The sequence below is a fragment of the Tessaracoccus pujii genome (assembly GCF_054483895.1).
On sequence record NZ_CM137012.1, the window covers coordinates 2,040,506 to 2,062,313 of the forward strand.

General features: G+C 65.5%; 21 protein-coding genes and 1 riboswitch. Of the genes, 14 read left to right on the forward strand and 7 right to left on the reverse strand.

All coding sequences use genetic code 11. The annotated features are described in order from the left end of the window. The 6 genes from ACX1D0_RS09935 to ACX1D0_RS09960 all read left to right on the forward strand — a co-directional run bounded on the left by ACX1D0_RS09935 (position 1) and on the right by ACX1D0_RS09960 (position 6,027). Positions 1-777, forward strand: a complete 777-nt coding sequence (locus ACX1D0_RS09935; RefSeq protein ID WP_459017717.1) for an enoyl-CoA hydratase-related protein — start codon at positions 1-3, stop codon at positions 775-777. Positions 778-816: 39 nt separating this feature from the next. Beyond that, positions 817-1,659, forward strand: a complete 843-nt coding sequence (locus ACX1D0_RS09940; protein WP_459017718.1) for a 3-hydroxyacyl-CoA dehydrogenase NAD-binding domain-containing protein — start codon at positions 817-819, stop codon at positions 1,657-1,659. Positions 1,660-1,782: 123 nt separating this feature from the next. Next, the gene (gene rpiB, locus ACX1D0_RS09945) at positions 1,783-2,238 is read left to right on the forward strand and encodes a ribose 5-phosphate isomerase B (protein WP_459017719.1); all 456 of its coding nucleotides are present in this window, start codon (positions 1,783-1,785) and stop codon (positions 2,236-2,238) included. 195 nt (positions 2,239-2,433) lie between these two features. Beyond that, positions 2,434-4,050 carry a sugar ABC transporter ATP-binding protein gene (locus ACX1D0_RS09950; RefSeq protein WP_459017720.1) on the forward strand — a complete coding sequence of 539 codons (1,617 nt, stop codon included), beginning with the start codon at positions 2,434-2,436 and terminating at the stop codon, positions 4,048-4,050. Between the two features lie 2 nt (positions 4,051-4,052). Continuing rightward, positions 4,053-5,033 (forward strand): ABC transporter permease, encoded by a 981-nt coding sequence (locus tag ACX1D0_RS09955; protein WP_459017721.1) that lies wholly within the window; start codon positions 4,053-4,055, stop codon positions 5,031-5,033. Between the two features lie 37 nt (positions 5,034-5,070). Beyond that, positions 5,071-6,027 (forward strand): sugar ABC transporter substrate-binding protein, encoded by a 957-nt coding sequence (locus ACX1D0_RS09960; protein WP_459017722.1) that lies wholly within the window; start codon positions 5,071-5,073, stop codon positions 6,025-6,027. A gap of 131 nt (positions 6,028-6,158) precedes the next feature. On the opposite strand, the gene ACX1D0_RS09965 is transcribed toward ACX1D0_RS09960, so the two are convergent. The 3 genes from ACX1D0_RS09965 to ACX1D0_RS09975 form a co-directional block, all read right to left on the reverse strand. Then, complete coding sequence (locus ACX1D0_RS09965; protein WP_459017723.1) at positions 6,159-7,436, reverse strand: phosphoglycerate kinase; 1,278 nt, start codon at positions 7,434-7,436, stop codon at positions 6,159-6,161. A 6-nt stretch (positions 7,437-7,442) separates the two neighbouring features. Next, a complete protein-coding gene (locus ACX1D0_RS09970; protein ID WP_459017724.1) occupies positions 7,443-8,468 on the reverse strand; it encodes a type II glyceraldehyde-3-phosphate dehydrogenase in 1,026 nt (341 codons plus the stop codon). Positions 8,469-8,531: 63 nt separating this feature from the next. Next, a complete protein-coding gene (locus ACX1D0_RS09975) occupies positions 8,532-9,623 on the reverse strand; it encodes a tartrate dehydrogenase (RefSeq protein ID WP_459017725.1) in 1,092 nt (363 codons plus the stop codon). Positions 9,624-9,880: 257 nt separating this feature from the next. Between ACX1D0_RS09975 and ACX1D0_RS09980 the strand changes: the two genes are divergently transcribed. The 7 genes from ACX1D0_RS09980 (at position 9,881) to ACX1D0_RS10010 (ending at position 17,147) form a co-directional block, all read left to right on the forward strand. Continuing rightward, positions 9,881-10,573 (forward strand): cytidylate kinase-like family protein, encoded by a 693-nt coding sequence (locus tag ACX1D0_RS09980; protein ID WP_459017726.1) that lies wholly within the window; start codon positions 9,881-9,883, stop codon positions 10,571-10,573. Between the two features lie 491 nt (positions 10,574-11,064). Continuing rightward, complete coding sequence (locus ACX1D0_RS09985) at positions 11,065-12,090, forward strand: sugar phosphate isomerase/epimerase family protein (protein ID WP_459017727.1); 1,026 nt, start codon at positions 11,065-11,067, stop codon at positions 12,088-12,090. Continuing rightward, a complete protein-coding gene (locus ACX1D0_RS09990) occupies positions 12,077-13,270 on the forward strand; it encodes a Gfo/Idh/MocA family protein (RefSeq protein ID WP_459017728.1) in 1,194 nt (397 codons plus the stop codon). The genes ACX1D0_RS09985 and ACX1D0_RS09990 overlap by 14 nt, the downstream gene beginning before the upstream one ends. A 179-nt stretch (positions 13,271-13,449) precedes the next feature. Continuing rightward, positions 13,450-14,280, forward strand: a complete 831-nt coding sequence (locus ACX1D0_RS09995) for a TIM barrel protein (protein WP_459017729.1) — start codon at positions 13,450-13,452, stop codon at positions 14,278-14,280. A gap of 118 nt (positions 14,281-14,398) precedes the next feature. Beyond that, positions 14,399-14,497, forward strand: a riboswitch (TPP riboswitch). 28 nt (positions 14,498-14,525) lie between these two features. Further along, positions 14,526-15,530 carry an ABC transporter substrate-binding protein gene (locus tag ACX1D0_RS10000; RefSeq protein ID WP_459017730.1) on the forward strand — a complete coding sequence of 335 codons (1,005 nt, stop codon included), beginning with the start codon at positions 14,526-14,528 and terminating at the stop codon, positions 15,528-15,530. Between the two features lie 64 nt (positions 15,531-15,594). After that, positions 15,595-16,341 carry an ABC transporter permease gene (locus ACX1D0_RS10005; RefSeq protein WP_459017731.1) on the forward strand — a complete coding sequence of 249 codons (747 nt, stop codon included), beginning with the start codon at positions 15,595-15,597 and terminating at the stop codon, positions 16,339-16,341. Continuing rightward, complete coding sequence (locus ACX1D0_RS10010) at positions 16,338-17,147, forward strand: ABC transporter ATP-binding protein (protein WP_459017732.1); 810 nt, start codon at positions 16,338-16,340, stop codon at positions 17,145-17,147. The genes ACX1D0_RS10005 and ACX1D0_RS10010 overlap by 4 nt, the downstream gene beginning before the upstream one ends. Before the next feature lie 149 nt (positions 17,148-17,296). Here ACX1D0_RS10010 and ACX1D0_RS10015 read toward each other — a convergent pair whose 3' ends face one another. The 3 genes from ACX1D0_RS10015 to ACX1D0_RS10025 all read right to left on the reverse strand — a co-directional run bounded on the left by ACX1D0_RS10015 (position 17,297) and on the right by ACX1D0_RS10025 (position 19,963). Then, the gene (locus ACX1D0_RS10015; RefSeq protein ID WP_459017733.1) at positions 17,297-18,655 is read right to left on the reverse strand and encodes a site-specific integrase; all 1,359 of its coding nucleotides are present in this window, start codon (positions 18,653-18,655) and stop codon (positions 17,297-17,299) included. Positions 18,656-19,040: 385 nt separating this feature from the next. Next, a complete protein-coding gene (locus tag ACX1D0_RS10020) occupies positions 19,041-19,526 on the reverse strand; it encodes a VOC family protein (protein ID WP_459017734.1) in 486 nt (161 codons plus the stop codon). Then, positions 19,526-19,963, reverse strand: a complete 438-nt coding sequence (locus ACX1D0_RS10025) for an HAD family hydrolase (protein ID WP_459017735.1) — start codon at positions 19,961-19,963, stop codon at positions 19,526-19,528. Before ACX1D0_RS10025 ends, ACX1D0_RS10020 begins: the two co-directional genes overlap by 1 nt. Before the next feature lie 112 nt (positions 19,964-20,075). On the opposite strand from ACX1D0_RS10025, the gene arfB reads away from it, so the two are divergent. Next, positions 20,076-20,519, forward strand: a complete 444-nt coding sequence (arfB, locus tag ACX1D0_RS10030) for an alternative ribosome rescue aminoacyl-tRNA hydrolase ArfB (protein WP_459017736.1) — start codon at positions 20,076-20,078, stop codon at positions 20,517-20,519. A 17-nt stretch (positions 20,520-20,536) separates the two neighbouring features. Here arfB and ACX1D0_RS10035 read toward each other — a convergent pair whose 3' ends face one another. Continuing rightward, positions 20,537-21,796, reverse strand: coding sequence for a class I SAM-dependent methyltransferase (locus tag ACX1D0_RS10035; RefSeq protein WP_459017737.1), 1,260 nt, complete (start codon positions 21,794-21,796; stop codon positions 20,537-20,539). Positions 21,797-21,808 lie beyond the last annotated feature (12 nt).

Below are 21,808 nucleotides of genomic sequence, written 5' to 3' on the forward strand. Positions count from 1 at the left end.
ATGTCACTGGTCACCTACGAACTCGTTGATCACGTCGCCACGCTCACCATCGATCGGGAGCGTGCGCTCAACGCCCTGAACCACGACGTCCTCGTCGAACTCGGCGAGGCCCTTCAGCAGGTCCGCGACGATGGCCCGCGCTGCGTGATCGTGACCGGCGCCGGGAGCCGCGCGTTCGTCGCCGGCGCCGACGTGCGGGAGATGGCGACGATGACCCGACGCGAGGCCGCGGCGTTCAGTGAACTCGGCAACCGGGTCTTCCGGGCACTGGAGCGGCTGCCGATGCCATCCATCGCCGCGGTGAACGGCTACGCCCTCGGGGGCGGCTGCGAGTTGGCGATGAGCTGCGACATCCGGCTCGCGTCCACCAGGGCGGTGTTCGGCCAGCCGGAAGTGGGCCTGGGCATCACGCCCGGCTTCGGCGGTACCCAGCGACTCGCCCGTCTGGTGGGCGGGGGCATCGCCCGTGAACTGCTGTTCTCCACCCGTCGGATCGACGCGGCAAGGGCGCGGGCGATCGGGCTGGTGAACGATGTACTCGCTCCGGAGGAGCTCATGCCCGCAGCGCAGCAACTTGCTGCGGAGATCGCGGCCCAGGCGCCGATCGCGGTACGCGCGACGAAGGAGGCGCTCAGCCTGGGCCTTCAGACCGACCTGGACACAGCCTTGGCCATCGAGGTAACCCAGTTCGCGGCCTGCTTCGAGACGACCGACCAGCGCGGGGCCATGGCGGCCTTCGTAGACAAGCGCAAGGCTGATCCGTTCCAGGACCAGTGACGGCGCCAGCCGACCATTTTCAATCGAATGAGGAAAGACATGCTTATAGGAGTGGTTGGAGCCGGCACCATGGGCTCAGGAATCGCAGAAGCCCTGGTCCGGCACGGTGGCTACCAGGTGTTGCTCAGCGACGCGACGGAGGAGCTGGCCAACCGTGGCAGGGACCGGATCCTCGCCAGCCTGAAGCGACAACTTGCCAAGGGCAGGCTCACCGAGGCCGACGTCTCCGACATCACCGGCCGGCTCAGCACCTGCCTCGTGGACGGCCTCAAGGACTGTGACCTGGTCGTCGAGGCGATCATCGAGGTGATGGCAGCCAAGCGCCAACTGTTCGAACACCTGGACGTCATCTGTGGCCCTGAGGCCATCCTCGCCACGAACACCTCCTCGCTGTCGGTCACAGAGATCGGTCGGGGACTGAACCACGCAGTGGTCGGCATGCACTTCTTCAATCCCGCACCCGTGATGAAGCTCGTCGAGGTGATCGCCGGGGCCGGCACACCGCCAGCCACCGTTGAGGCCGTGAGGGACATCGCTGTGGCCATCGGCAAGACCCCGGTCACCGTGCAGGAGGGCGCCGGGTTCGTGGTCAACCGGATCCTCATCCCGATGATCAACGAAGCGATCGAGGTGGTTGCCAACGGCACGGCCACGATCGAGGACATCGACGCCGCGATGCAGCTGGGAGCCAACCACCCCATGGGCCCGCTGGCGCTGGGCGACCTGGTGGGTCTGGACGTTGTGTTGGCGATCATGGAGGTACTCCAGAGCGAGACCGGCGACCCCAAGTACCGGCCGCACCCGCTACTGCGCAAGTACGTCCGCGCTGGCTGGCTAGGCCGCAAGACCGGGCGGGGCTTCCACCACTACCCCGCCTCCTGAGCCCTGGACGGAACCCTCGCCCAGCAATGAACGGGCGAACACTAGATGATGCCTCGGATGGACGCCCGCTGAGGGCGACTCACCAGATGTAGGCACGGAACACGAGCCCGGAAGGGGCGAACAATGCGGATTGCCATCGGCAACGACCACGCCGGCTACAGCCTGAAGTTGGAGGTCGTGGAACACCTGCGCGCGATGGGCCACGAGGTGGACGATCTCGGCCATCACGGTGCCGACCGCGCCGACTACCCGACATACGGACGCGCCGTAGCCGAGGCCGTCGCCTCAGGGCTGGCGCCGAGAGGCATCGTGATCTGCGGTTCCGGGGTGGGTATATCGATCGCCGCGAACAAGGTCCTGGGCATTCGCTGCGTCTGCTGCAGCGAACCCTACTCCGCGCGTCTGTCGCGACAACACAACAACTCAAACGTCCTCGCGCTCGGCGCACGGGTGGTCGGGACGGGCCTGGCGATGATGATCATCGATACCTGGCTCGAGGCCGACTTCGAAGAGGGCGGCCGGCACGCAGACCGGCTGGCGCTCATCAGCGACATCGAGAGGGAGCGTTCGCCTCTCTGAATTCCCAGACAGCGACCAAGGCGGCGGCGACAACAGCGCCGCCGTCTGTCCCGTCGTTGAACAGAGCCAGCTCCATCCGCACGGGGTGGTGTCCAGCGGTGCGGCCAGGCTCTTCTCCGCCGCGCCGATCCCGATTCGGCCTAATTCCTGCCAGATTGACGCTCTGTCCGGTGCGTGATAGACATTGAGTCACAGGTGACCGTGAAAGCTCAGTGTCGAGCGGCTCGCCCTGTCAATCAAGTCGTCACGGCTCGTTTTGCAGCCAGAACCAACAATGGCGCGGTCGTCCGCCGAGCGAGGAGGTGCACCGCGATGGATCCTCATCACCCCCTCGTGCGGATGTCCGGCATTACCAAGTCCTTTGGAGCGGTCAAGGTTCTGCGCGGAGTCGACCTCACATTGACGGCGGGCCAGGTGCACGCCCTCATGGGCGAGAACGGCGCCGGCAAGTCCACCTTGATGCGCATCCTGATGGGGATCTACCAGGCCGACGACGGCGTCATCGAGCTCGAAGGCGAACCGGTGCAGTTCCGGTCCGCCGGCGAGGCCCTGCACCACGGTGTGTCGATGATCCACCAGGAACTCAATCCGGTGCTCGACCAACCGGTGTTCGAGAACCTCTTTCTCGGCCGCGAGCTGAGGACCCGGGCCGGACTGGTGGACAAGCGCCGGATGAGGGAAGAATCGCGCGCGCTGCTGGCCCAGCTGGGGCTTGCCACGGACCCGAACACCTTGCTTCGAGCGCTGTCCGTCGCCAAGCGGCAGCTCGTGGAGATTGCGAAGGCAATCTCTGTAGGGGCGAAAGTCATCGTGATGGACGAACCGACTTCTGCGATCACCGAGTCAGAGGTGGAGGTCCTTTTCAGGGAGATCAGGAAGCTGCGCGATCGAGGCGTTGGAGTGATCTACATCTCTCACAAGATGGAGGAGATCTTCCAGATCAGCGACGCCATCACCGTGATGCGCGACGGGCAGATGGTGGCGACCGGGCCCGCTTCCAGCTTCAACCGAGCATCGCTCATACGTCACATGGTCGGCCGCGATCTCAATGACGCGTTCCCCAAGGTCGACACTCAGTTCGGGCCCGAGGTACTCCGGGCCCAAGGCTTCACGTCCGGGGTACGCGTCAAGGACGCGGAGATGAGTGTGCGCGCCGGGGAGATCCTCGGCATAGCCGGGCTGGTGGGAGCGGGCCGCAGCGAACTCATGGAGTGCATTTTCGGCCTACGCCGCAAGGAGTCGGGTCGCATCTTCATCCGAGGCAAGGAGGTGAGGATCCGCTCTCCGCGTGACGCCATACGCCATCGCCTCGCGTTCCTTACGGAGGATCGGAAGTCGACCGGGCTGAACCTGGTCGGCTCCGTCCAGGACAACATCACCGCAGCCACCCTCCGCCGGTTCGCGCGGGGTGGATTCCTGCGGACGCGTCTGCAGCGAACTGCGGCGACGCGCTTCGTCGACCGCCTACGGATCAAGACCGCGGGCCTGGGACAGGCTGTTCGACTGCTGTCCGGGGGCAACCAGCAGAAGGTCGTCCTGGCCAAGTGGCTGCTGAGCGAACCGGACATCATCATTCTGGACGAACCCACCCGTGGCATCGACGTCGGCGCGAAGCGGGAGATCTACCTGCTCCTCGGCGAACTCGTCTCCCAAGGGAAAGCCGTGATCCTCATCTCCTCCGAAATGCCGGAAGTAATGGGCTTGGCCGACCGGATAGTCGTCATGGCTCAGGGTCGAGTCACTGGCGAACTCCACCGATCCGAGTTCTCCCAGGAGCAGATCATGCACCTCGCAGCGACCTTCGAAGGATAACCATGCCCACAATGCCTCGCAGCGGAATCAACGCACAGTTGAGCTCTCTTCTCCGCAACTATGGGATCGTCCTCGTCCTCGTTGTTCTCGTCGTCGTGTTGACGTTCCTTTCGCCGGACATGGTATTCGCCTCACCGAAGAACCTGGTGACGGTACTCAAACAGGCGGCGATCAACGGGATTCTCGCGATGGGCATCATGTTCGTCATCGTCTCTGGGGGGATCGACCTCTCCGTGGGTTCGATCGTTGCCCTCGCCGGTGTGGTCGCTGCCGCCTTCGCTCACCCCGGGGAATATCCGCTGATCGTGTCGATCATGCTGGCTGCACTGGTTGGGGCGGCCGTGGGTGCGTTCAACGGTGTCGCCGTGGCAGTGGGGCATATCCCACCGTTCATCGTCACACTCGGGACGATGACGGTGGTGCGGGGCTTGGCGCTGATCGTGTCCGGCGGCGTGCCCGTCTCCAACGTCTCCCCCGAGTTCGAGGCCCTCTCCGGCCTCGTCGGATCAATACCACTGCTGGCGATCTACTACGCCGTCGTGATCGCAGTGTGCGCCGTTGTGCTCAACCGCACCGTCTTCGGACGCCACGTGTACTCAGTGGGCGGCAACGAGGTAGCAGCCGAGGTCTCCGGCATCTCCGTGCGGTGGGTGAAGATCGGTGTCTACACGATCTCCGGGCTCCTGGCGGGCATCTGCGGGCTGCTCAACGCGTCACGCACGATCACGGGCGCACCCAACGCTGGCGTCTCCTACGAGTTGGATGCCATCGCCGCCGTTGTCATCGGCGGGGTCTCCATGGCCGGCGGACTGGGCAGGTGGTACGGCGTTGTCGTCGGGGCACTCCTGATCGCCGTCATGGGAAACGGGCTCGACCTTCTCGGTGTCGACTCCAACTATCAGCAGGTCGTCAAGGGCCTGATCATCATTCTCGCTGTGTTCTGGGACATCCGGGGCAAGCGGAGCCTACGGCTCGAAACGTAGAACCGAAACAATCCGCACGATTCGAAGGGAATCGACAATGAAGCAACGCACCCTGGTGGCACTCGTCAGCCCACTACTGACGGTTGCCCTCCTGGCCGGCTGTTCCAGTACACCCGGAACATCGGGCTCTGACGCAAGCACCGGCGCCGGCACCCAGAGGGTCAAGATCGCTCTGGTCATGAGCCATCTGACCAACTCGTTCACCACGACGTTCTCGGCATCCGCCAAGGCCGAAGCCGAGAAGTTGGGGGCCGAACTCACAGTCTTCGACGGCAAGAAGGAACAGGCCACCCAGAACGCGGCCGTCGAGACGGCGATCACCCAGCAGTTCGACGGCATCATGGTGGAGCCGGGGTCCGTTGACGGCATCCGGCCCGCCGTCGAAGCCGCGAATGCAGCCGAGATCCCGATCATGACGGTGGTCCAGAAGATGACCGAGCAGGACCTTGCGAAGGCCTACGTAGGAGGCGACGACGAAGCCGCGGGCGAGATGCAGATGCAAATGGCGGTCGACGCGATCGGCGGCCAAGGAAGCATCGCCGTCCTGTGGGGTCCGATGGGCTCCGACGCGCAACTCATCCGCAAGAAGGGCTACGACACTGTCCTGGCCGCCAACCCTGGTGTTGAGATCATCTTCGACAGCACCGCGAACTGGGTAACCGACGAGGCTCTGAAGCTCACGGAGAATTGGCTTCAGACGGGCAAGCAGATCGACTACGTCGTGGCGCAGAATGACGCCATGGCTATCGGCGCCGCCAAAGCTGTCCAAGACGCGCAACTGGATATCCCTGTGAGCGGGATCGACGCGACACCTGAAGGCCTGCAGGCGATCAAGGATGCGCGGCTCGCCGGCTCGGTGTCCCAAGACACCGTAGGCATGGGCCAGCTCTCGAGTCAGATCATGCTCGAGGCAATCAAGGGTGAAGCCGTTGAGCCCACCACGCTCACCACCCCGGTCTGGGTGACCACGGAAAACGTGTTCAAGTTCGAGTGACCATGGCGCCGGTTCGGACTGGCCGTTGGACTCCGTTTCCCAGACCGAACCCTACGCAACCGTGCCAGGCTGCGCGTGGGGAGCCCGAGTTCGACGGGGCGACCGCACTCGCGCAGCCTGGTGGTTGAAGGTTACGTTCTTCGGGCCAGCGCTTCTGGAACTCCGATAGCCGCTTCCGCGTGGCGAAGTGCCTGGACAACCGGCAGTTGTTCACCGGAGAGGAAGCGCAGCAGCGCGCCCCCGCCGGTACAGACGTAATCCAGATCATCGATGACCGCGAACGCGTGGGCCGCGGAAATACTGTCGCCGCCACCCACCACTGAGAATGCCTGCGAGCCTGCTACGTGGCGCCATACCTCCCGGGTGCCGTACGCGGACGGGGCGGCTTCGAAGACGCCCATCGGGCCGTTGACGAAGACCGTGGCCGCGGCCTGGATGAACTCGGCGAACCGGGCCACGGTCAACTCGCCGATGTCGACGTAAGACTCGGCATCCTGGAGGCTGTCCACTCCCACCTCTCGACGTTCGCCCTCGACGACGCAGGCGAGGTCAACCGGCAGCACTATCCGGCCGGAGTAGGACATGAGGACGCGCCGTCCCTCGTCGATGTACTGCGCCAGCCCCTTGTCGCGGAGGAAGTCCATGGACGCGGCGCCGATCTCGTGGCCCTGGGCGGCGAGCATGATGTTGCCCACGAGCCCACCACACAGAACCGTGTCGGCGCTCCCCGTGGAGAGCACCCTCTCCATCATGGAGAACGCGTCCTGCACCTTGGCGCCGCCCAGAATGAAGACGCAGGGTCGATCGGGCGCCTCCATGATCCCGGATACCACGCCATACTCACGCTCGAAGAGCCGGCCCATGCACGAGGGCAGAACCATCTCGAACCCGCAGAGCGTCGGCTGTGCCCGGTGAGCCGCCGCGAACGCGTCGCACACGTAGAGGTCGGCCAGGGGCGCGAGCTTCTCGACGCACAACGTCGAGGCCATCTGCTCCATCGTCAGGTTCAGCCTCGTCTCGAACAGGGTCTGCTCCTCCGCGACGAACCGGACGTTGTCGAGAAGCAGGATCTGGCCAGGCTTGAGCCGAGCGATCGCCTCCCTCGCGGCAGGACCGACGACGTCGTCGATGAACATCACGTCGCGGCCGAGGTACTCCTCCAGATAGGAGGCATGCAACCTTGTCGTGTAGTAGTTCTGGTATTCGACGTCGCTGCCCTGGTGGGCGAGCAGCACCAGCTTCGCACCACGGTCAGCCAACTCGCTGACCGTGGGCAGGCAGGCCCGGATGCGGGTGGTGTCCTTGAGGCGCCCAGCCGCCTTGTCGACGGGCTGGTTGATATCGATGCGACACAGGACCGTCCGACCTGCAACCTCGAAGTCGTCGAGGGTCAGGATCTGGTACTTCATGGCCCGTCAGGCCTTGGCCATACCGAGGTATCTGTTGGTCAGGGCGAGGCCCTCGAGCCGATCCTCCTGCATCCGCATGGAGGCACGGATCGCGTCGATGTTCTCCGGGATCACGACGGCCTCCTGCGGGATGTTGATGGCGAACATGATGTCGTTGCCGGACATCACCACCGACTCGTCCCACGCGGCCACTTCGTACATGTCTCCGCGCGGGTTGCCGAGGTCGCGGGCGTACTTGAACAGCGAGGCGTTGCCGAGGAAGCCCTTGGCGAGGCTGACCACCCTGATGCGGCCATGCTCGTTGAAGAGCTCCAGCAGGCTGGCCTTGTCGATCGACTTCTTCGGTGTCACCAGCACCGTGATGATGTGGCCGTGGGTCACAGGGGTGTGCACCAGGATCCCCGTCGTAGTTACGTGCGGCATGATCGTCATCAGATCGAGGGCCTGGTGGCTCGGCGCCGCTTCGACCTGCAGCGCGTTGGTCAGGCCACGGTTGTAGTCGCCGGGATCAGCCACCCGCCGGATGATGGTGATCGCGACACGCTCGGCGCCGACGGCCCGGTCGATGCAGTCGACCACCCGGATCAGACCGGTGGTGTTGCAGCTGGTGAGCTTGAGGAACTGGGCACCCACGCCCTGCTCGTAGTTGGCATAGCCGTGGAAGAAGACGTCCGCAACCGAGTTCTGCTCGCCGCCCTGGAAGATCGCCTTCTTCCCATGCTTCAGATAGAGCTCCTTGTTCCGCGCGCCCACGCCGGCATTCGTTGCGTCCAGCATGATGTCGACGCTCTCTACGAGGTCCTCAAGTGACCCTGCGATCGGCACGCCTGCATCTTCGAGGAGCGAGCGATTCTCAGGCTGGGCATTGAAGAACCTGTACGGCATGCCGCGCTCAACCAGAGCCTGAACCGGCAGCGTCGGTGCCACGTCCGCAACCCCGACCAGTTCCATGTCCTCCTGCAGGACAACACCGTCAGCAAGACGCTGCCCGATGGTGCCGTAGCCGGCTACACCCACACGTACTTTCTCCATGAACGGTCCTCTACCTAGTGATTCGTCTGTTGGGTCTCAGTTGCTGGTCCGGGCAGGAGGGCCTCACGGCACGACCTTGCGGCGGCCCGGGTCGCCGGGGGCAAGCAGATTGATCTGCTCGATGATCGCGGCGGTCATCTCGGCCGTCGTCGCAGTGCCACCCAGGTCGGCGGTTCGAACGCCGGCCCTCAGCGCCGCTTCGAAGGCCTGGATCAGGTGGTGAGATGCGCCGGGCTCGCCGAGATGCTCGAGCATCATGGCTCCCGACCAGATCTGCCCGATCGGGTTCGCGATGCCGCGACCGGCGATGTCAGGGGCTGACCCATGCACGGGCTCGAACAGCGAGGGGTGCCTTCCCTCTGGATTGAGGTTGGCGCTCGGCGCGACGCCGATCGACCCGGCGATCGCACCGGCAAGATCCGACAGGATGTCGCCGAAGAGGTTCGAGGCGACGATGACATCGAACTCCGCCGGGCGAAGGACCAGGCGGGCTGCGAGCGCGTCGATCAGCATGCTGCGGCTCTCCACACCGGGGTAGTCGCGGCCAACCTCAGATACGACCTCGTCCCAGAAGGGCATCGTGTGGATGATCCCGTTGGACTTCGTCGCCGAGGTGAGAAGCCCTCGCCTGCGTGCCGCCAGCTCGTAGGCGTACTTCGCGATCCGCGTGATGCCCCGTCTGGTGAACACGTTCTCCTGGATGGCCATCTCGTCGGGCAGGCCGACGAACGCCCTGCCTCCCATCTCGGAGTATTCGCCCTCGTTGTTCTCCCGCACGATGACCAGGTTGATGTCGTCGCCGCCCCGAACCGGAGAGGGCACGCCTGGCAGCGCACGCACCGGCCGGAGGTTCACGTACTGTTCGAAGGTCCGCCTGATGGGGATGAGCAGGCCCCAGAGTGTTTCGGTGTCGGGGATCTCTGGAATGCCCACGGCGCCGAGGAAGATGGCGTCGTGCCCCGCAAGCGTCTCCAGGCCGTCAGCGGGAAGCATGCGACCGTGTTGAAGGTAGTAGTCGGAGCCCCATTCGTAGTTCACCCACTCGAGCTGCAGGTCATAGGCGGGTAGGAGCTCACCGATGCAGTCAATGGCGGCCGGCACCACTTCCTTGCCGATCCCATCCCCGGCGATCACCGCGACGCTCTTGGACCTCATGATGCTCCCGTCGCCCATGACCAAACCGCATACAACCCAAGGCTAGCCTCGATGTCTCACGGTTGTTCGAGATCCGTGGTGATTCAGAGAAGTTCATACAGGATGTCATCGTTTCGCCCTCTTGGCCTCGGTTCGGATCACCTCGTGATCCCCGATTTCGCTATCGACACCCCCTGTATGGACCACGCGCCCCGCAGAAAGGGGCTAACGTTATGACCCAAGCGGACAGACTGTCCGTCCCGTAGGAGGAGGTAGTCATGGCCGTCGTCACCGTGTCCCGTCAGCTCGGTAGCCAGGGTGGCCGCATCGCGCAGGAGCTTGCTCTCCAGCTCGGCTACGACTTCGTGGACAAGTCGACGATCAACAAGGTCATCCGCCAGTACGGTCTCACCCGGCTCGACGCGATCTACGATCACAAACCCAAGATCTGGGAGTTGTTCAACGACGACAGCGCCACCACCATCCAGATGATGAATGAGACCATCGCCGCTGTCGCGGCCCGCGGCAACGTGGTGATCCTTGGCCGGGGCGGCTTCAGGGTGCTCCAGGGCATGGCGGACGTGGTGAACGTGTTCGTGAAGGCCCCGGAGGCGCTGCGAGCCGAGCGGGTCGCCAAGCGCAACGGCATCAACGTCACCGAGGCGGCCGCGTTGATCAAGGCCGATGACGAGATCCGCTCCCGGTTCATCCGGCTCTTCTACACCGCGGACTGGGCCGACGAGTCCAACTTCGACCTGGTGATCGACACCGAGACCACTTCTGATCGAGTCGCGATTGCTGAGATCACGGCGGCAGTTGCTGCCTTGCCGGCCCCCACCGTTGGGGAGCGCACCGCCGCCTCGATCTCGGCCGACCCTGTGCTGGCGAAGACCGTCGCAACGGTGATGGCCCGCAAGTCGCCAAAGTCCGGCTCACCCGCACCCCTCAGCCAGGAGACGCCAGCGCCCTGACTCTGAGAGGCCAGCAGTGAGAGAAGGCAACGCAACGCGGCAGCCAAAGAGGTGACCGCCACCCGCCCGTGGATCGCAATGCTGTCGCACTCGACGCCTCCTGCAATGTGCGGCGACGACCTGGAGTAGGCGGGCGCGGGGCGCCAAAGGGAAGGCGCGCTCCTCAGAGCGGGCCCCCCGACAGACCCGCGCATGACTGGAGTGCCTGGCCCTCCCCTGCCTTGCCGTTATCCATCTGCGCGCAACAAGCGGCGCCCTTCCGTCTGCCACCCAGGGCGCCGCCTACACGGAGCCCACCTAGTGGCCTATCGGTCCATTGACAGAGAGTCCACGCCCGCCGTGGACCTGACCTTCAAAATCCTCACGAGCCGTCGCGGCTGAACGAGGCGACTTGTGCTCGACAGCATGGAGGGTTACTATCAACCTGTGGCCGGAGTGTCCATTAGGCGAGACTTAGAACGGCTCACGCAACCTCAGAAGGAGCTTCAAAGATGAAGGTCGGTCTCTATCTGGTCGCACTCCACGACCTCGCGCTTCCGGCGGCACTCGATCAGATGGTCGCCTGGGGCATCACCGACGCAGAGGTGGCATCGGGTGGGTTCGTTCCCACGCCGCACTGCCCCACGCGTCAGCTCATCGACAGCGCTGACCAGCGCCAGGAGTGGGCGGCTCAATTCGAGGCCCGGGGTGTGCGCCTCACCGCCTTGAACTGCAACGGGAACCCGCTGCACCCCGATCCCCGGGTGGGCCCAGTGCACACCCAGGACCTGCGAGAGTCCATCCGGCTCGCCTCACTGCTCGGGGTGGACCGGGTGGTCGCGATGCCTGGCGGACCCGGAAGCGGACCCGAGGCGACCCGTCCCACCTGGACAGTGGCACCCTGGGAGAGCGGTCTGATCGACGTCCGCGACTACCAGTGGAGCGTCGCCACCCCCGCGTGGCGCGAACTCGCTGCCGAGGCGGAAGCCCACGGGGTGAAGCTCTGCATCGAAATGCACCCCCACTGCGTCGCCTACAACCCGCCGACGCTTGCCCGGCTGATTGAGGAGGTCGGCTCGGACGCTCTCGGCGTCAACCTCGACCCCAGTCACATGTTCTGGCAGGGAATCGATCCGATCCGCGCCGTCGAGCAGCTGTCCGGACGGATCTGGCAGGCCGCGGCCAAGGACACCATCCTGAACGCCGAGTCGATCGCGCGCTACGGCGTCCTGGACGACCGATTCAGCCGGATCCCAGAATCCGAGAACCCCTACCCACTCGGCGAGGGCTACACCACCACGCGACCCCCCGCAGATGCACCCTGGCAGTTCGCCGCCGCCGGCCGCGGCCATGACACCAACTGGTGGGCCGGCTTCATCGCTGCGCTGCAGCGGGCCGGGTACGACGACACCATCTCGATCGAAAACGAAGACTGGGATCTCAACACCGAAGAGGGGATCGTCTACGCCGCCGGCACACTCAACGACGCCCTCAAGCTCATCAACACTGAAGGAGAGGCTCACCGTGCCCACGCATGACACAACAGGAAGCAACGCCAAGGCGCTTCGCATCGCAATGATCGGCAGCGGCCTCATGGCGAAGTCGCACACCCTCGGATTCCGCAACGTCGAGGCGGTGTACGGCGAGTTGCCGCTGAAGCCCGAGCTGAGCATCCTCATTGATGCCAACGAGAAGATGGCGGAGGATGGCGCTCGGACGCTCGGCTACGCGAAGTGGGGCACAGATTGGCGTGACGCCGTCGCGGACCCCGACATTGACCTGGTCGACATCGTCACCCCGAACTGGCTGCACTTCGAGATCGCCATGGCGGCCATCGCGGCCGGCAAGGACGTGTACTGCGAGAAGCCCCTCGCCCTCACTGCGGCCGACGCGGAGACCATGTACCTGGCCGCCAAGGAAGCCGGCGTCCGTACCATCGTGGGGTTCAACTACGTGCGGAACCCGGCGATTGAGTACGCCAAGGAGCTCATCTCCTCAGGAGCGCTCGGCGACATCTGGGCCTTCAAGGCCACGTTCGCGCTTGACGCCGTCACGGACCCGAGTGTGCCGTTCACGTGGCGCTTCGAAAGGGCACGGGCAGGCTCTGGTGCCCTGGGCGACCTCGGCGCCCATATCGTCGCCCTCGCCCACGAACTGGTCGGGCCGATCAAGACGGTCAGCGCTCTCAGCACGACGGTCATCACCGAACGCCCCGAACCCGCTGGAGTCTTCGGATACGGCACCAAGGCCGCGGAGAGCGCCCCGCTTCGCCAGGTCGAGAATGACGACATCATCCAGTTCCTGGCACAGTTCGCCAGCGGCGCTGTCGGCACATTCGAGGCGAGCCGGGTCGCGACCGGGCGCGCCTACGAGCTAGCCGTCGAGGTCACCGGAAGCAAGGGCGCCCTGCGCTTCACGCAGCAGGACGCCTACAAGCTGGAGCTCTACCTGGCAGAGGGTGACGAGCTGCAGCGCGGATTCCGTGACGTCCCGATGGGCCCTGGTCACGGCGACTACGGGAAGTTCTGGCCATTCGCCGGGGCCCCGCTGGGCGTTCACGAGCTGAAGGTGATCGAGATCCACGAGCTGATCGATGCCCTCTCGTCCGACCGTGATCCCATGCCAGGTTTCGAGGACGCGTGGCGCGTCAGCGTCGTCCTCGATGCGGTCGAGGAGTCGGCGGCCGGGCGGCGCTGGGTTGACGTACCCGGAGTCTGACACACGGATCTCGCGTCGTCCTCGCTGGCTGGCTGTTTGACAACGGAGGGACATCCGCCCTCAGGCACGACGCGAGCCTGTCGGTTGGGGCTCCGGGACCTGGAACCCCAACCGACTACCCAATTATCGCTGCGAGTCGAGCCACAGCGGCCCGTGCTGACACGAGGAAGACAGACCAAATGACGGAGAACTTGAAGGCCACTTCGCCGGATAGCGACCAGACTGCGCGGTCAACGACCGGATACCGGCTGGCTGCCAGCGCCGAGATGATCTACCTGGACTTGCCGTTCATCGACAGGGTTCGGCGTATCCATGACCGTGGCCTGCTCGTCGAGATCTGGGGCTGGGCGGACAAGGACATCGAAGCTCTCGCCGCGTCCCCAGCCTCGATTGTCTCCATGACCGGGTATCTCAGCGGCAACCTCACCGAGGACGACGGGATCGCGACGTTCCTCTCGACGGCCGAGAGGTCGATCGAGGTAGCCAAAATGCTCAACTGCCCGAGCCTTAACGTGCATGGCACCGGCCTGGGCGAGGGAGGTCTCCCGGTCAGGCCTGTCGACGTCGTCACTCCCGCCATGTGGCTTCGCGCAGCCGACACCCTGCGCCTCCTGGCCGATCTGGGTGCGAAGCACGACAAGGTGTTCACCTTGGAGAACCTGAACCTTCCGGTGGACCACCCCGGTACACCGTTCGCGCTGGCCAGTGACACAAGAACCCTGGTGTCCGCCGTCAACTCCCCGAATCTCAGAATGAACCTGGACCTCTACCACGCCCAGATCGGTGAGGGGAACCTGATTGAACTGGTCAAGGCGAGCCAGCCGTGGATCGGCGAGATCCAGGTCGCGGACGTCCCAGGGCGCTGCGAACCCGGCACAGGCGAACTCAACTACGCCGCGGTCGCCCGCGTGCTGAGAGACATTGGCTACACCGGCGTGGTCGCGATGGAGGCCTTCGCCAAAGGCGATTCGGACGCTGCCCTGGATGCCTTCACGGCAGCCTTCGCCTGACCGCCGCGGGAGATCCTCACGTTGCGATTGTGGGGGCACTTCCAGCCTCGCGGAAAGCGCCGAACGGCGAAGGCTCGCCGAACCCGCCCCCGGCCAGCCACAGGGCGCCCGTAGACTCGCCCGCGACACGGGGTGCCCCCGCAGATGAGGGGCTGAGAACACACCCGCGAACCTGATTCAGGTAATTCTGACGGAGGAACTGTCCTGTGACCACCCGTACGCTCCCCCCTCCTTGGCGTCGATTCGTGACCGCCCTCGCCACCATCACCGTAGTCACTCTGGGTTCCGCCGGGTGTGGACCCGACGCCGGTGCCGCGATCTCCGCCGACACCACCGCGGTGCGCTTCGCCCTCGACTGGACCCCCAACACCAACCACACCGGCATGTACGTGGCACTTGAACGCGGCTACTTCGACGAGACCGGGATCGAGGTGGAACTCCTGCCGTTCAACCAGTCCCTGCCCGACCAGCTGATCGACGCCGGCCAAGCCGAGTTCGGCATCAGCTTCCAGAGCAACTTCACGGTCGCGAAGGCCGCGGGCGCCGAGGTCGTCTCCGTCATGGCCGTGCTGCAGAAGTGGGCCACCGCCATCGCCGTGAAGGCCGACGGCGGCATCGCCCGCCCGGCCGACCTCGACGGACGCACCTACGCCGGATTCGGTGAACCTGCCGAGGAACTCATGATGCAACGGGTCATCCAGGCCGACGGCGGCGCAGGGGCCTTCGAGACGGTCACCCTGGGCACGTCCGCCTACGAGGCCCTCTACGCAGACCGCGCGGACTTCACGGTCCCCTTCCTCGCCTGGGAGGGCATCGAGGCGGAGCACCGGGGCTACCCGCTGCGCTACTTCCATTACACCGACTACGGCTTCCCCGACACCTACAACGTGATCGTGTCCGGGAGCCCAGAATGGATCTCGGAGCACCCGGACGAGGCACGCGCGTTCGTGACCGCCCTGGTCCGCGGCTACGAGTTCGCCGCCGACAGCCCCGACGAGGCCGCCCAGATCCTCATCGACGCCAACCCCGGCTTCTTCACCGACACCGATCTCGTCATCGAAAGCCAGCGCATGCTCTCCGACGAATACCTCACCGACGACGCAGGACGCGTGGGCACCCAGACCGAAGACACGTGGCAGCAATACGGTCGCCTCCTCGTCGACAACGGCCTCCTCGACGGCCCCGACGGCCGGCCGCTGACCACCGAACCGGACTGGGCCGACTACTTCACCGATGACCTCATCGGCTGACCGGGCCGGACGAGGCGGGCGCCTTCGCGACTGCGAACCCCTCCGGGTGGGATGGCCGGTGGGGGTGAGCGTGGCCGTCCTGCTGACGCTGTGGGAGCTCGCGGTGGCGGTGTTCCAGCCCCGGCCATCGATCCTGCCGCCACCGAGCCGCATCGTCGAGCAGGCGCTCCTCCACGCCCCCGAGCTGGCCGAGCACACCTTGGCCACCCTCATCGTGACCCTGGCGGGGTTCACCTGCTCGCTCGCCTTCAGCTGGGCGGTGGCCATCACCGTCGACTTCAACGACACCCTGCGCCGGGCGATCACCCCGCTCCTCGTCGCGTCCCAAACCATCCCGATCATCGCGATCGCGCCCCTGATGATCCTGTGGTTCGGGTTCGGTCTGCTGCCGAAGGTACTGCTCGTGGTGCTCGTCACGTTCTTCCCCATGCTGCTGGGGCTGATCGAGGCCTTCCGCGCCACGCCCTCCGGGAAGGCGGAACTCCTCGCGAGCATGGGAGCCACCCGCTGGCAGCAGTTTCGATTCCTGCGGCTGCCTCAGGCAATACCGGCGTTCTTCACCTCGCTGCGGATCGCCGTCACCTACGCCGTCGTCGGCGCCATCTTCGCCGAGTACGCCGGCTCCACCGCCGGCCTCGGCGTCTACATGGCAGTCCAGAAGAACGCCTTCCGAACCGACCTCGTGCTGGCCGCCGTCGCGACCACCGCCGCGGTTAGCATCACCCTCTTCGCACTGGCCGTGCTCGCCGAACGACTCGTCGCCCCATGGGCACTACGAGTCCGGCAGGACACCGCAGGACGGCGCCGGTGAACGCCCCCATCCTCCAGGTGCAGAACCTCAGCCACCACTACCCCGACGGCACCGCCACGCTCGACGCCCTCAGCTTCGACCTGCACGAGGCCGAAGTGGTCTCCCTCATCGGCCCCAGCGGCTGCGGAAAGAGCACCCTGCTTCGCGTCCTCCTCGGACTCGAGCAACCCACCACAGGGCAAGTGACCCTGCGCCCGGGCACCCCGGAGCACCCCTTCGCCTACTACGCCCAGGACGACAACCTCTTCGAATGGCGCACCGTCGTCGACAACGCCGCGCTAGGCCTCGACGTAGCCCGGCGGAATCGGGCAGCGAGCAGGGCCCTGGTCCGCGCCATGCTCCTCGAGTTCGGCCTCGACGGCTTCGGCGACCACTTCCCCAGCCAACTGTCCGGGGGCATGCGACAACGCACCGCCCTCCTGCGCACCGTCGCCCAACACCGCCCGATCCTGCTGCTCGACGAGCCCTTCAGCGCCCTCGACGCCCTCACCCGCTCCGACCTCAACACCTGGCTCAGAGACGCAGCCACGCGCCACGGCTGGACCATCCTCCTCGTCACCCACGACCAGGCCGAAGCAAGGTTCCTCTCCCACCGCATCATCGAACTCAGCGCTCGACCGGCCAGCGTGGTAGGGGTGTCGACAGCCAAAGATCGGATGGCAGTAGCCGTATCGAGCCGCGACGGGATCACGCCGGTACCCGCTGATCTTCAATCCAGTGCGTTAGGCCCTTCGGCCCGAAGGGGAGTGTGGACGACGCTGAGAGACTGGACGATTTCACCGCCCGTCGAAAGTGCTCAGTCTTGAACGTCGCCGACAGGGAGATTGTCGTCGACTGAGATCAAAGCGAGCGCGACCGACCGTGTTGATCAGCCTGTCCATCGCTCGCGAGAACAAACGGGGGTCGGTCTATCTCTGCAGGGCCGCGATTCGAGGACCGAGCGGTTTGAGCCCGGCTACTGGACCGAGCTCCCCTCGATCATGGTCGATACATTTGCCGCTACGGCTGCCAAATAGTCCATCTCGGCCCGCTGGTATCGCAGAGCCATCTTGGGGGAGGTGTGGCCAGCGATTGCCTGGACCGCTCGGAGGTTTCCTCCTGACAACCTGTAGGCCCACGTGAGGCCGGTGACTCTTGTGCCATGGAAGACGTAGCCGCCATGACCGGTGAGCAGCTCACGGATCCGCTGCGACTCGTCGGATTCCGCCTCGCCGGTCTGGGTCAGATTATGGGCAGCACTGGCCTCCATCCCATCTGCAACCGCGTGACAGGCCTTCTTGAAGGCCCGGAGCCAATCCACGGACTTCACGGGGAGGCCGTCTTTGCCTCTCCAGAACAGGAGCCCCGTCCTGCCAAGCTGGGTGTGCCGACGCAGGTGGGCCTGCACGTCCTCGAGGAGCGCCGCCGGTATGGGAAGAGTGCGTGTGGCTATCCCCTTCCGGGCTGTCTTCAGCGGACCGAGTTGCACCGTACCCTCTGACTCCTTCACTGATTGGTGAACCTTCACCGTTGGAAGGTCTCCGGAGAGGCTGAAGTCACCGCGCCGCAACGCTCGGATCTCGCCAGAGCGCAGCCCCAGAACGCCACCAAGCAGAACACCCAAGCGCCAATGTTCCGGCATGTGGTTCGCCACTGAGTAGAGCACCTCGATGGGCAGCGGGTCGAGGTCACGCTCCCGTGAGGCTTGTGCGTGTGTGGCTGCCTTCACCCGCACCGGGTTCACCTCGATCAATTCAGCTTCAACAACGGCGTTCATGATCGCGCGCAGCAGGTCGTAAGCCTGCCGACACGAGGATTCACGCTGCTTGACCGGTAGGCCCTGCCACCACAGGCGAACATCCGCACGGGTCATCTCGGTAACCTTGATGTCACCCAAACCTCGCTGCGCAAGTGGCTTGCCCTTGATCATGCCCCGCCGGGTGATCGTGGCTGGCTCGGCGCATATGTAGAACTTCAGCAGCTGGCGGTACCGGTCCCGGGTAGAACCAGCGAGTTCACCGCGCTCCAGATAGTCCTTACCGTATGCGGCGATGGTGGGCACCGCGGCGGCGGCTTCACGTGCCACCTCCTCCCGGCGTCGTTCCTCCGCAGCCTGGTGCAGCCGGGCAAGAGGCGGGCTCCACTCGCCTCGTTGGACCAGTCGGTGTTCCCGGTCAAGCCAAGCCCAGGCGTCGCCCTTCGCGTCGAACGTTTGTGGCGCGGTGTAGCGAGTTCCGAGCTGGACGCCGTGGAATCCTCCGTGGAGGTATGAGGCCTGGTACCGGCCTGAGGGCAGCCTGCGAACCTTGCCCCAAGAGCGCTGGCTCTCTGCCACCGGCCCCCCTTTCCCAACCGCCGCCCCACAGTTGCGGCGGCATCTCGTATCATTTCTGGGGCGGTTTCGTGCCCCGAATGTGCCCCCAAATAGCTGCGCCATGCCTACGCAGGCGTATGCAAACTCGATGCGATCGAGGGTGAACTACCTTGTCAAGGGCCTATACTACACCCTGACAGGTACTTGAGAGATACGAGGTTGCGTCTTCGAATCTCGTATCCTCCGCCACCTCGCTGGGTTTGGGCTCGTGGGCCTGACTCGCTTGGCCCGGGCTTCTCGCGCAGGGCTGCGCCACATATTTCCATGCCGGAGGCAGGTGGGGCTGCCGCGCGGGTGGCCTGTGTGGGCACGAGGATTGTCGGCGGAGATTCCCCGTCGATCGTGGTCAGTCCCCCGCGACCGCCCGCTCGATCGCCGCGACGTCGATCTTCTGCATCGTGAGCATCGCGGCGAACGCCCGCTCGGACACGCCGGGCTCGTCCGATTCCATGGCCTCGGTGAGCGCCCGTGGCGTGATCTGCCAGGACACCCCCCATCGATCCTTGCACCAGCCGCAGGCGCTCTCCTGTCCGCCGTTGCCGACGATGGCCTCCCAGTAGCGATCGGTCTCCGCCTGGTCGTCTGTCGCGATCTGGAAGGAGAAGGCCTCGCTCTGCGGGAAGTCCGGGCCCCCGTTCAGGCCCATGCACGGGATGCCACAGACGGTGAAGTCCACCGTCAGGACGTCGCCCTTCCTGCCGCCGGGGAAGTCTCCGGGCGCCCGGTGCACGGCGCCCATCCTGCTGTCGGGGAATACCGAGGCGTAGAACTCGGCCGCCGCCTCGGCGTCCTTGTCGAACCACAGGCAGATCATGTTCTTGGGGATCGTCATCATCGCTCCTCCGATGTGGACACGGATCCACCGTAACCCGCCTCGTGGTGACGCGGCAATGGCCGCCGATGCGCGAGAAGACCACGCAGCCGTTCCCGGATGCCCACCGGGCCGTACAGGGCCTGGGGCGCTTCCAGGATGAAGGTGACGTCGTAGGACGTGAGCACTCTGACGACCTCTGAGGCCAGGCTCTCCGGAAACCTGATGTCCGACAGGACAGTGCTGCCGATCTCGACGTAGCCGCCGGCCGCGCCGACCAGCCCGTCGAACACCGAGTCCAGGATGCGCGCCGGCACCATCGACTTCGGCCTGCCCGTGCACAGCAGGACCCGGTGCCCGTTCGCGCGAGCCTGGCGGACCGCCTCGACGTGGCCGGGTGGGACCTGTCCGCGATCCGCGTAGGTCCCGTCGAAGTCGATGAACACTGCCTTGGGCATGCCTAGATCCTTCCAGCCCGGGAGTCCTGCGTCGCACACACCCGTGCGTGACGGATGCCGCGGCCAGCACCCGTCCCTCGTGGGGTGGCTGCGTGTCTCCTAGTCTGGAATCGTGAGTGAGCTGCGGATTGCGCCGATGCCGGGACTGCCCGAGGGGTTGGTGATCCCGAGCCGAGAGCTGATCGAGCGATTCTCACACGCGTCCGGTCCCGGAGGCCAAGGCGTCAACACGGCCGACTCGAGAGTTCAGCTGTCCTTCGATGTGGCCGCCTCCGCGGTTCTCGACGAGGTGCAGCGCGAGCGTCTGCAGCACCGGTTGAGGACGCGTCTTTCCGGCACCGTCCTCACGGTGGTCTCCGCCGGATTTCGCTCGCAGCGTCAGAATCGGGAGGCGGCACGGGAACGTCTGGCGGCGCTGCTGCTGGAAGGCCTCGCCCCGCCCTCGCCACCGAGGCGTCGCACCCGCCCGACGCGCGGTTCGATCGAACGGCGATTGGGCAACAAGCGACGACTCGGCGAAACCAAACGCCGTCGGGCCCGCCCCGACGACACCTGAGCCAGGGCGGGTCTGCGTCACCAGGCGGGCCGCAGCGGGAACCCGTTGGACCCGTCGTCAGCCGTGCGCACCGCCAGCACCTGATGCAACTGGACGTTGTTGCGTTCGAAGTTGAGACGCGATCCGGCCATGTAGAGACCCCACGCCCGCGCCGTCGGCTCCCCTGCCGCGGCCACACAGTCGTCCCAGGTGTTGACGAGATTGCTGCACCAGGCGGTGAGAGTCCGGGCGTAGTGCATCCGGAAGTTCTCCTCGTGCATGACCTCCAGGCCGGCGTTCTGCGCCTCCTTGATGATGGTGCCGGAGCCGCTCATCTCCCCGTCAGGAAAGACGTAACGGTCCATGAACGAGCCCATCCCCGCGCGCCGGTTGTGCGCGAGGGTGATGCAGTGGTTGAGCAGCCTGCCCTGTGGACGGAGGCGATCCCGGAGGAAGGCGAAGTAGGCGGCGTAATTGCGCACGCCGATGTGTTCTGTCAGCCCGATCGAGCTCACCGCATCGAAGCCTGCCTCGGTGATGTCACGGTAATCCCCGTGACGGACCTCGGCCAGGCCACCGAGCCCGTCGCGCTGGATGGTCTCCGAGGCCCAGGACGCCTGTTCGCGTGACAGGGTCACGCCCAGTGCCGTGACGCCGTAGTAACTGGCCGCGTGGCGCACCATGCCACCCCAGCCGCAGCCCACATCGAGGAGCCGCATCCCTGCCCGTAGCCCGAGCTTGCGGCAGATCAGGTCGTACTTCTCCGCCTGCGCCTCTTCGAGGGTGGCGTCGTCGCTCGGGTACACGGCGCAGGTGTAGGTCATGGACGGGCCGAGGATGTGCTCGTAGAAGGTGTTGGAGACGTCGTAGTGGTGCGCGATCGCCGCGGCGTCGCGCGACTTCGAATGGCGCAGTCCCGTGATCGCGCGGCGCCAGGCCGGCGGGCGTTCGGTCTCAGGTGGCGGCGGTGGCCTGAGCGCAGGGATACCCAGCCCACGCACCAGGTCCACCACCTCCGCCGGTGAGGGCATCCGGAACTTGAGCCGGTCCTGCATCAGCTTGAGCATCTCGTAGGGGTTGCCGGGATGGACGCCGAGCAGTTCCAGGTCTCCGGCCAGGTACGCCCGCACCATTCCCAGCTCGGCCGGGGCCGTCAGCAGGTAGGCCAGACCGCGCTGGTTGCGCAACACCAACTCCATCGACGCGTCCTCAGGACCGGCTGAGCTCCCGTCGTAGGCGGAGAACCGCATCGGTATGCCGTCGCGGACGAGCGAGTTGACCGCATCCGCTATCGACATCCTCGCGCCCCG

Bases quoted from the DNA above. Each gene is read 5' to 3' on its own strand.
- ACX1D0_RS09995 (WP_459017729.1), top strand. From the start codon at position 13,450: ATGACGGAGAACTTGAAGGCCACTTCGCCGGATAGCGACCAGACTGCG.
- ACX1D0_RS09960 (WP_459017722.1), top strand. From the start codon at position 5,071: ATGAAGCAACGCACCCTGGTGGCACTCGTCAGCCCACTACTGACGGTT.
- ACX1D0_RS09955 (WP_459017721.1), top strand. From the start codon at position 4,053: ATGCCCACAATGCCTCGCAGCGGAATCAACGCACAGTTGAGCTCTCTT.
- ACX1D0_RS09970 (WP_459017724.1), bottom strand. From the start codon at position 8,468: ATGGAGAAAGTACGTGTGGGTGTAGCCGGCTACGGCACCATCGGGCAG.
- ACX1D0_RS09975 (WP_459017725.1), bottom strand. From the start codon at position 9,623: ATGAGGTCCAAGAGCGTCGCGGTGATCGCCGGGGATGGGATCGGCAAG.
- ACX1D0_RS09940 (WP_459017718.1), top strand. From the start codon at position 817: ATGCTTATAGGAGTGGTTGGAGCCGGCACCATGGGCTCAGGAATCGCA.
- ACX1D0_RS09980 (WP_459017726.1), top strand. From the start codon at position 9,881: ATGGCCGTCGTCACCGTGTCCCGTCAGCTCGGTAGCCAGGGTGGCCGC.
- ACX1D0_RS10035 (WP_459017737.1), bottom strand. From the start codon at position 21,796: ATGTCGATAGCGGATGCGGTCAACTCGCTCGTCCGCGACGGCATACCG.
- ACX1D0_RS09985 (WP_459017727.1), top strand. From the start codon at position 11,065: ATGAAGGTCGGTCTCTATCTGGTCGCACTCCACGACCTCGCGCTTCCG.
- ACX1D0_RS10020 (WP_459017734.1), bottom strand. From the start codon at position 19,526: ATGACGATCCCCAAGAACATGATCTGCCTGTGGTTCGACAAGGACGCC.
- rpiB (WP_459017719.1), top strand. From the start codon at position 1,783: ATGCGGATTGCCATCGGCAACGACCACGCCGGCTACAGCCTGAAGTTG.
- ACX1D0_RS09965 (WP_459017723.1), bottom strand. From the start codon at position 7,436: ATGAAGTACCAGATCCTGACCCTCGACGACTTCGAGGTTGCAGGTCGG.
- ACX1D0_RS10025 (WP_459017735.1), bottom strand. From the start codon at position 19,963: ATGCCCAAGGCAGTGTTCATCGACTTCGACGGGACCTACGCGGATCGC.
- ACX1D0_RS09935 (WP_459017717.1), top strand. From the start codon at position 1: ATGTCACTGGTCACCTACGAACTCGTTGATCACGTCGCCACGCTCACC.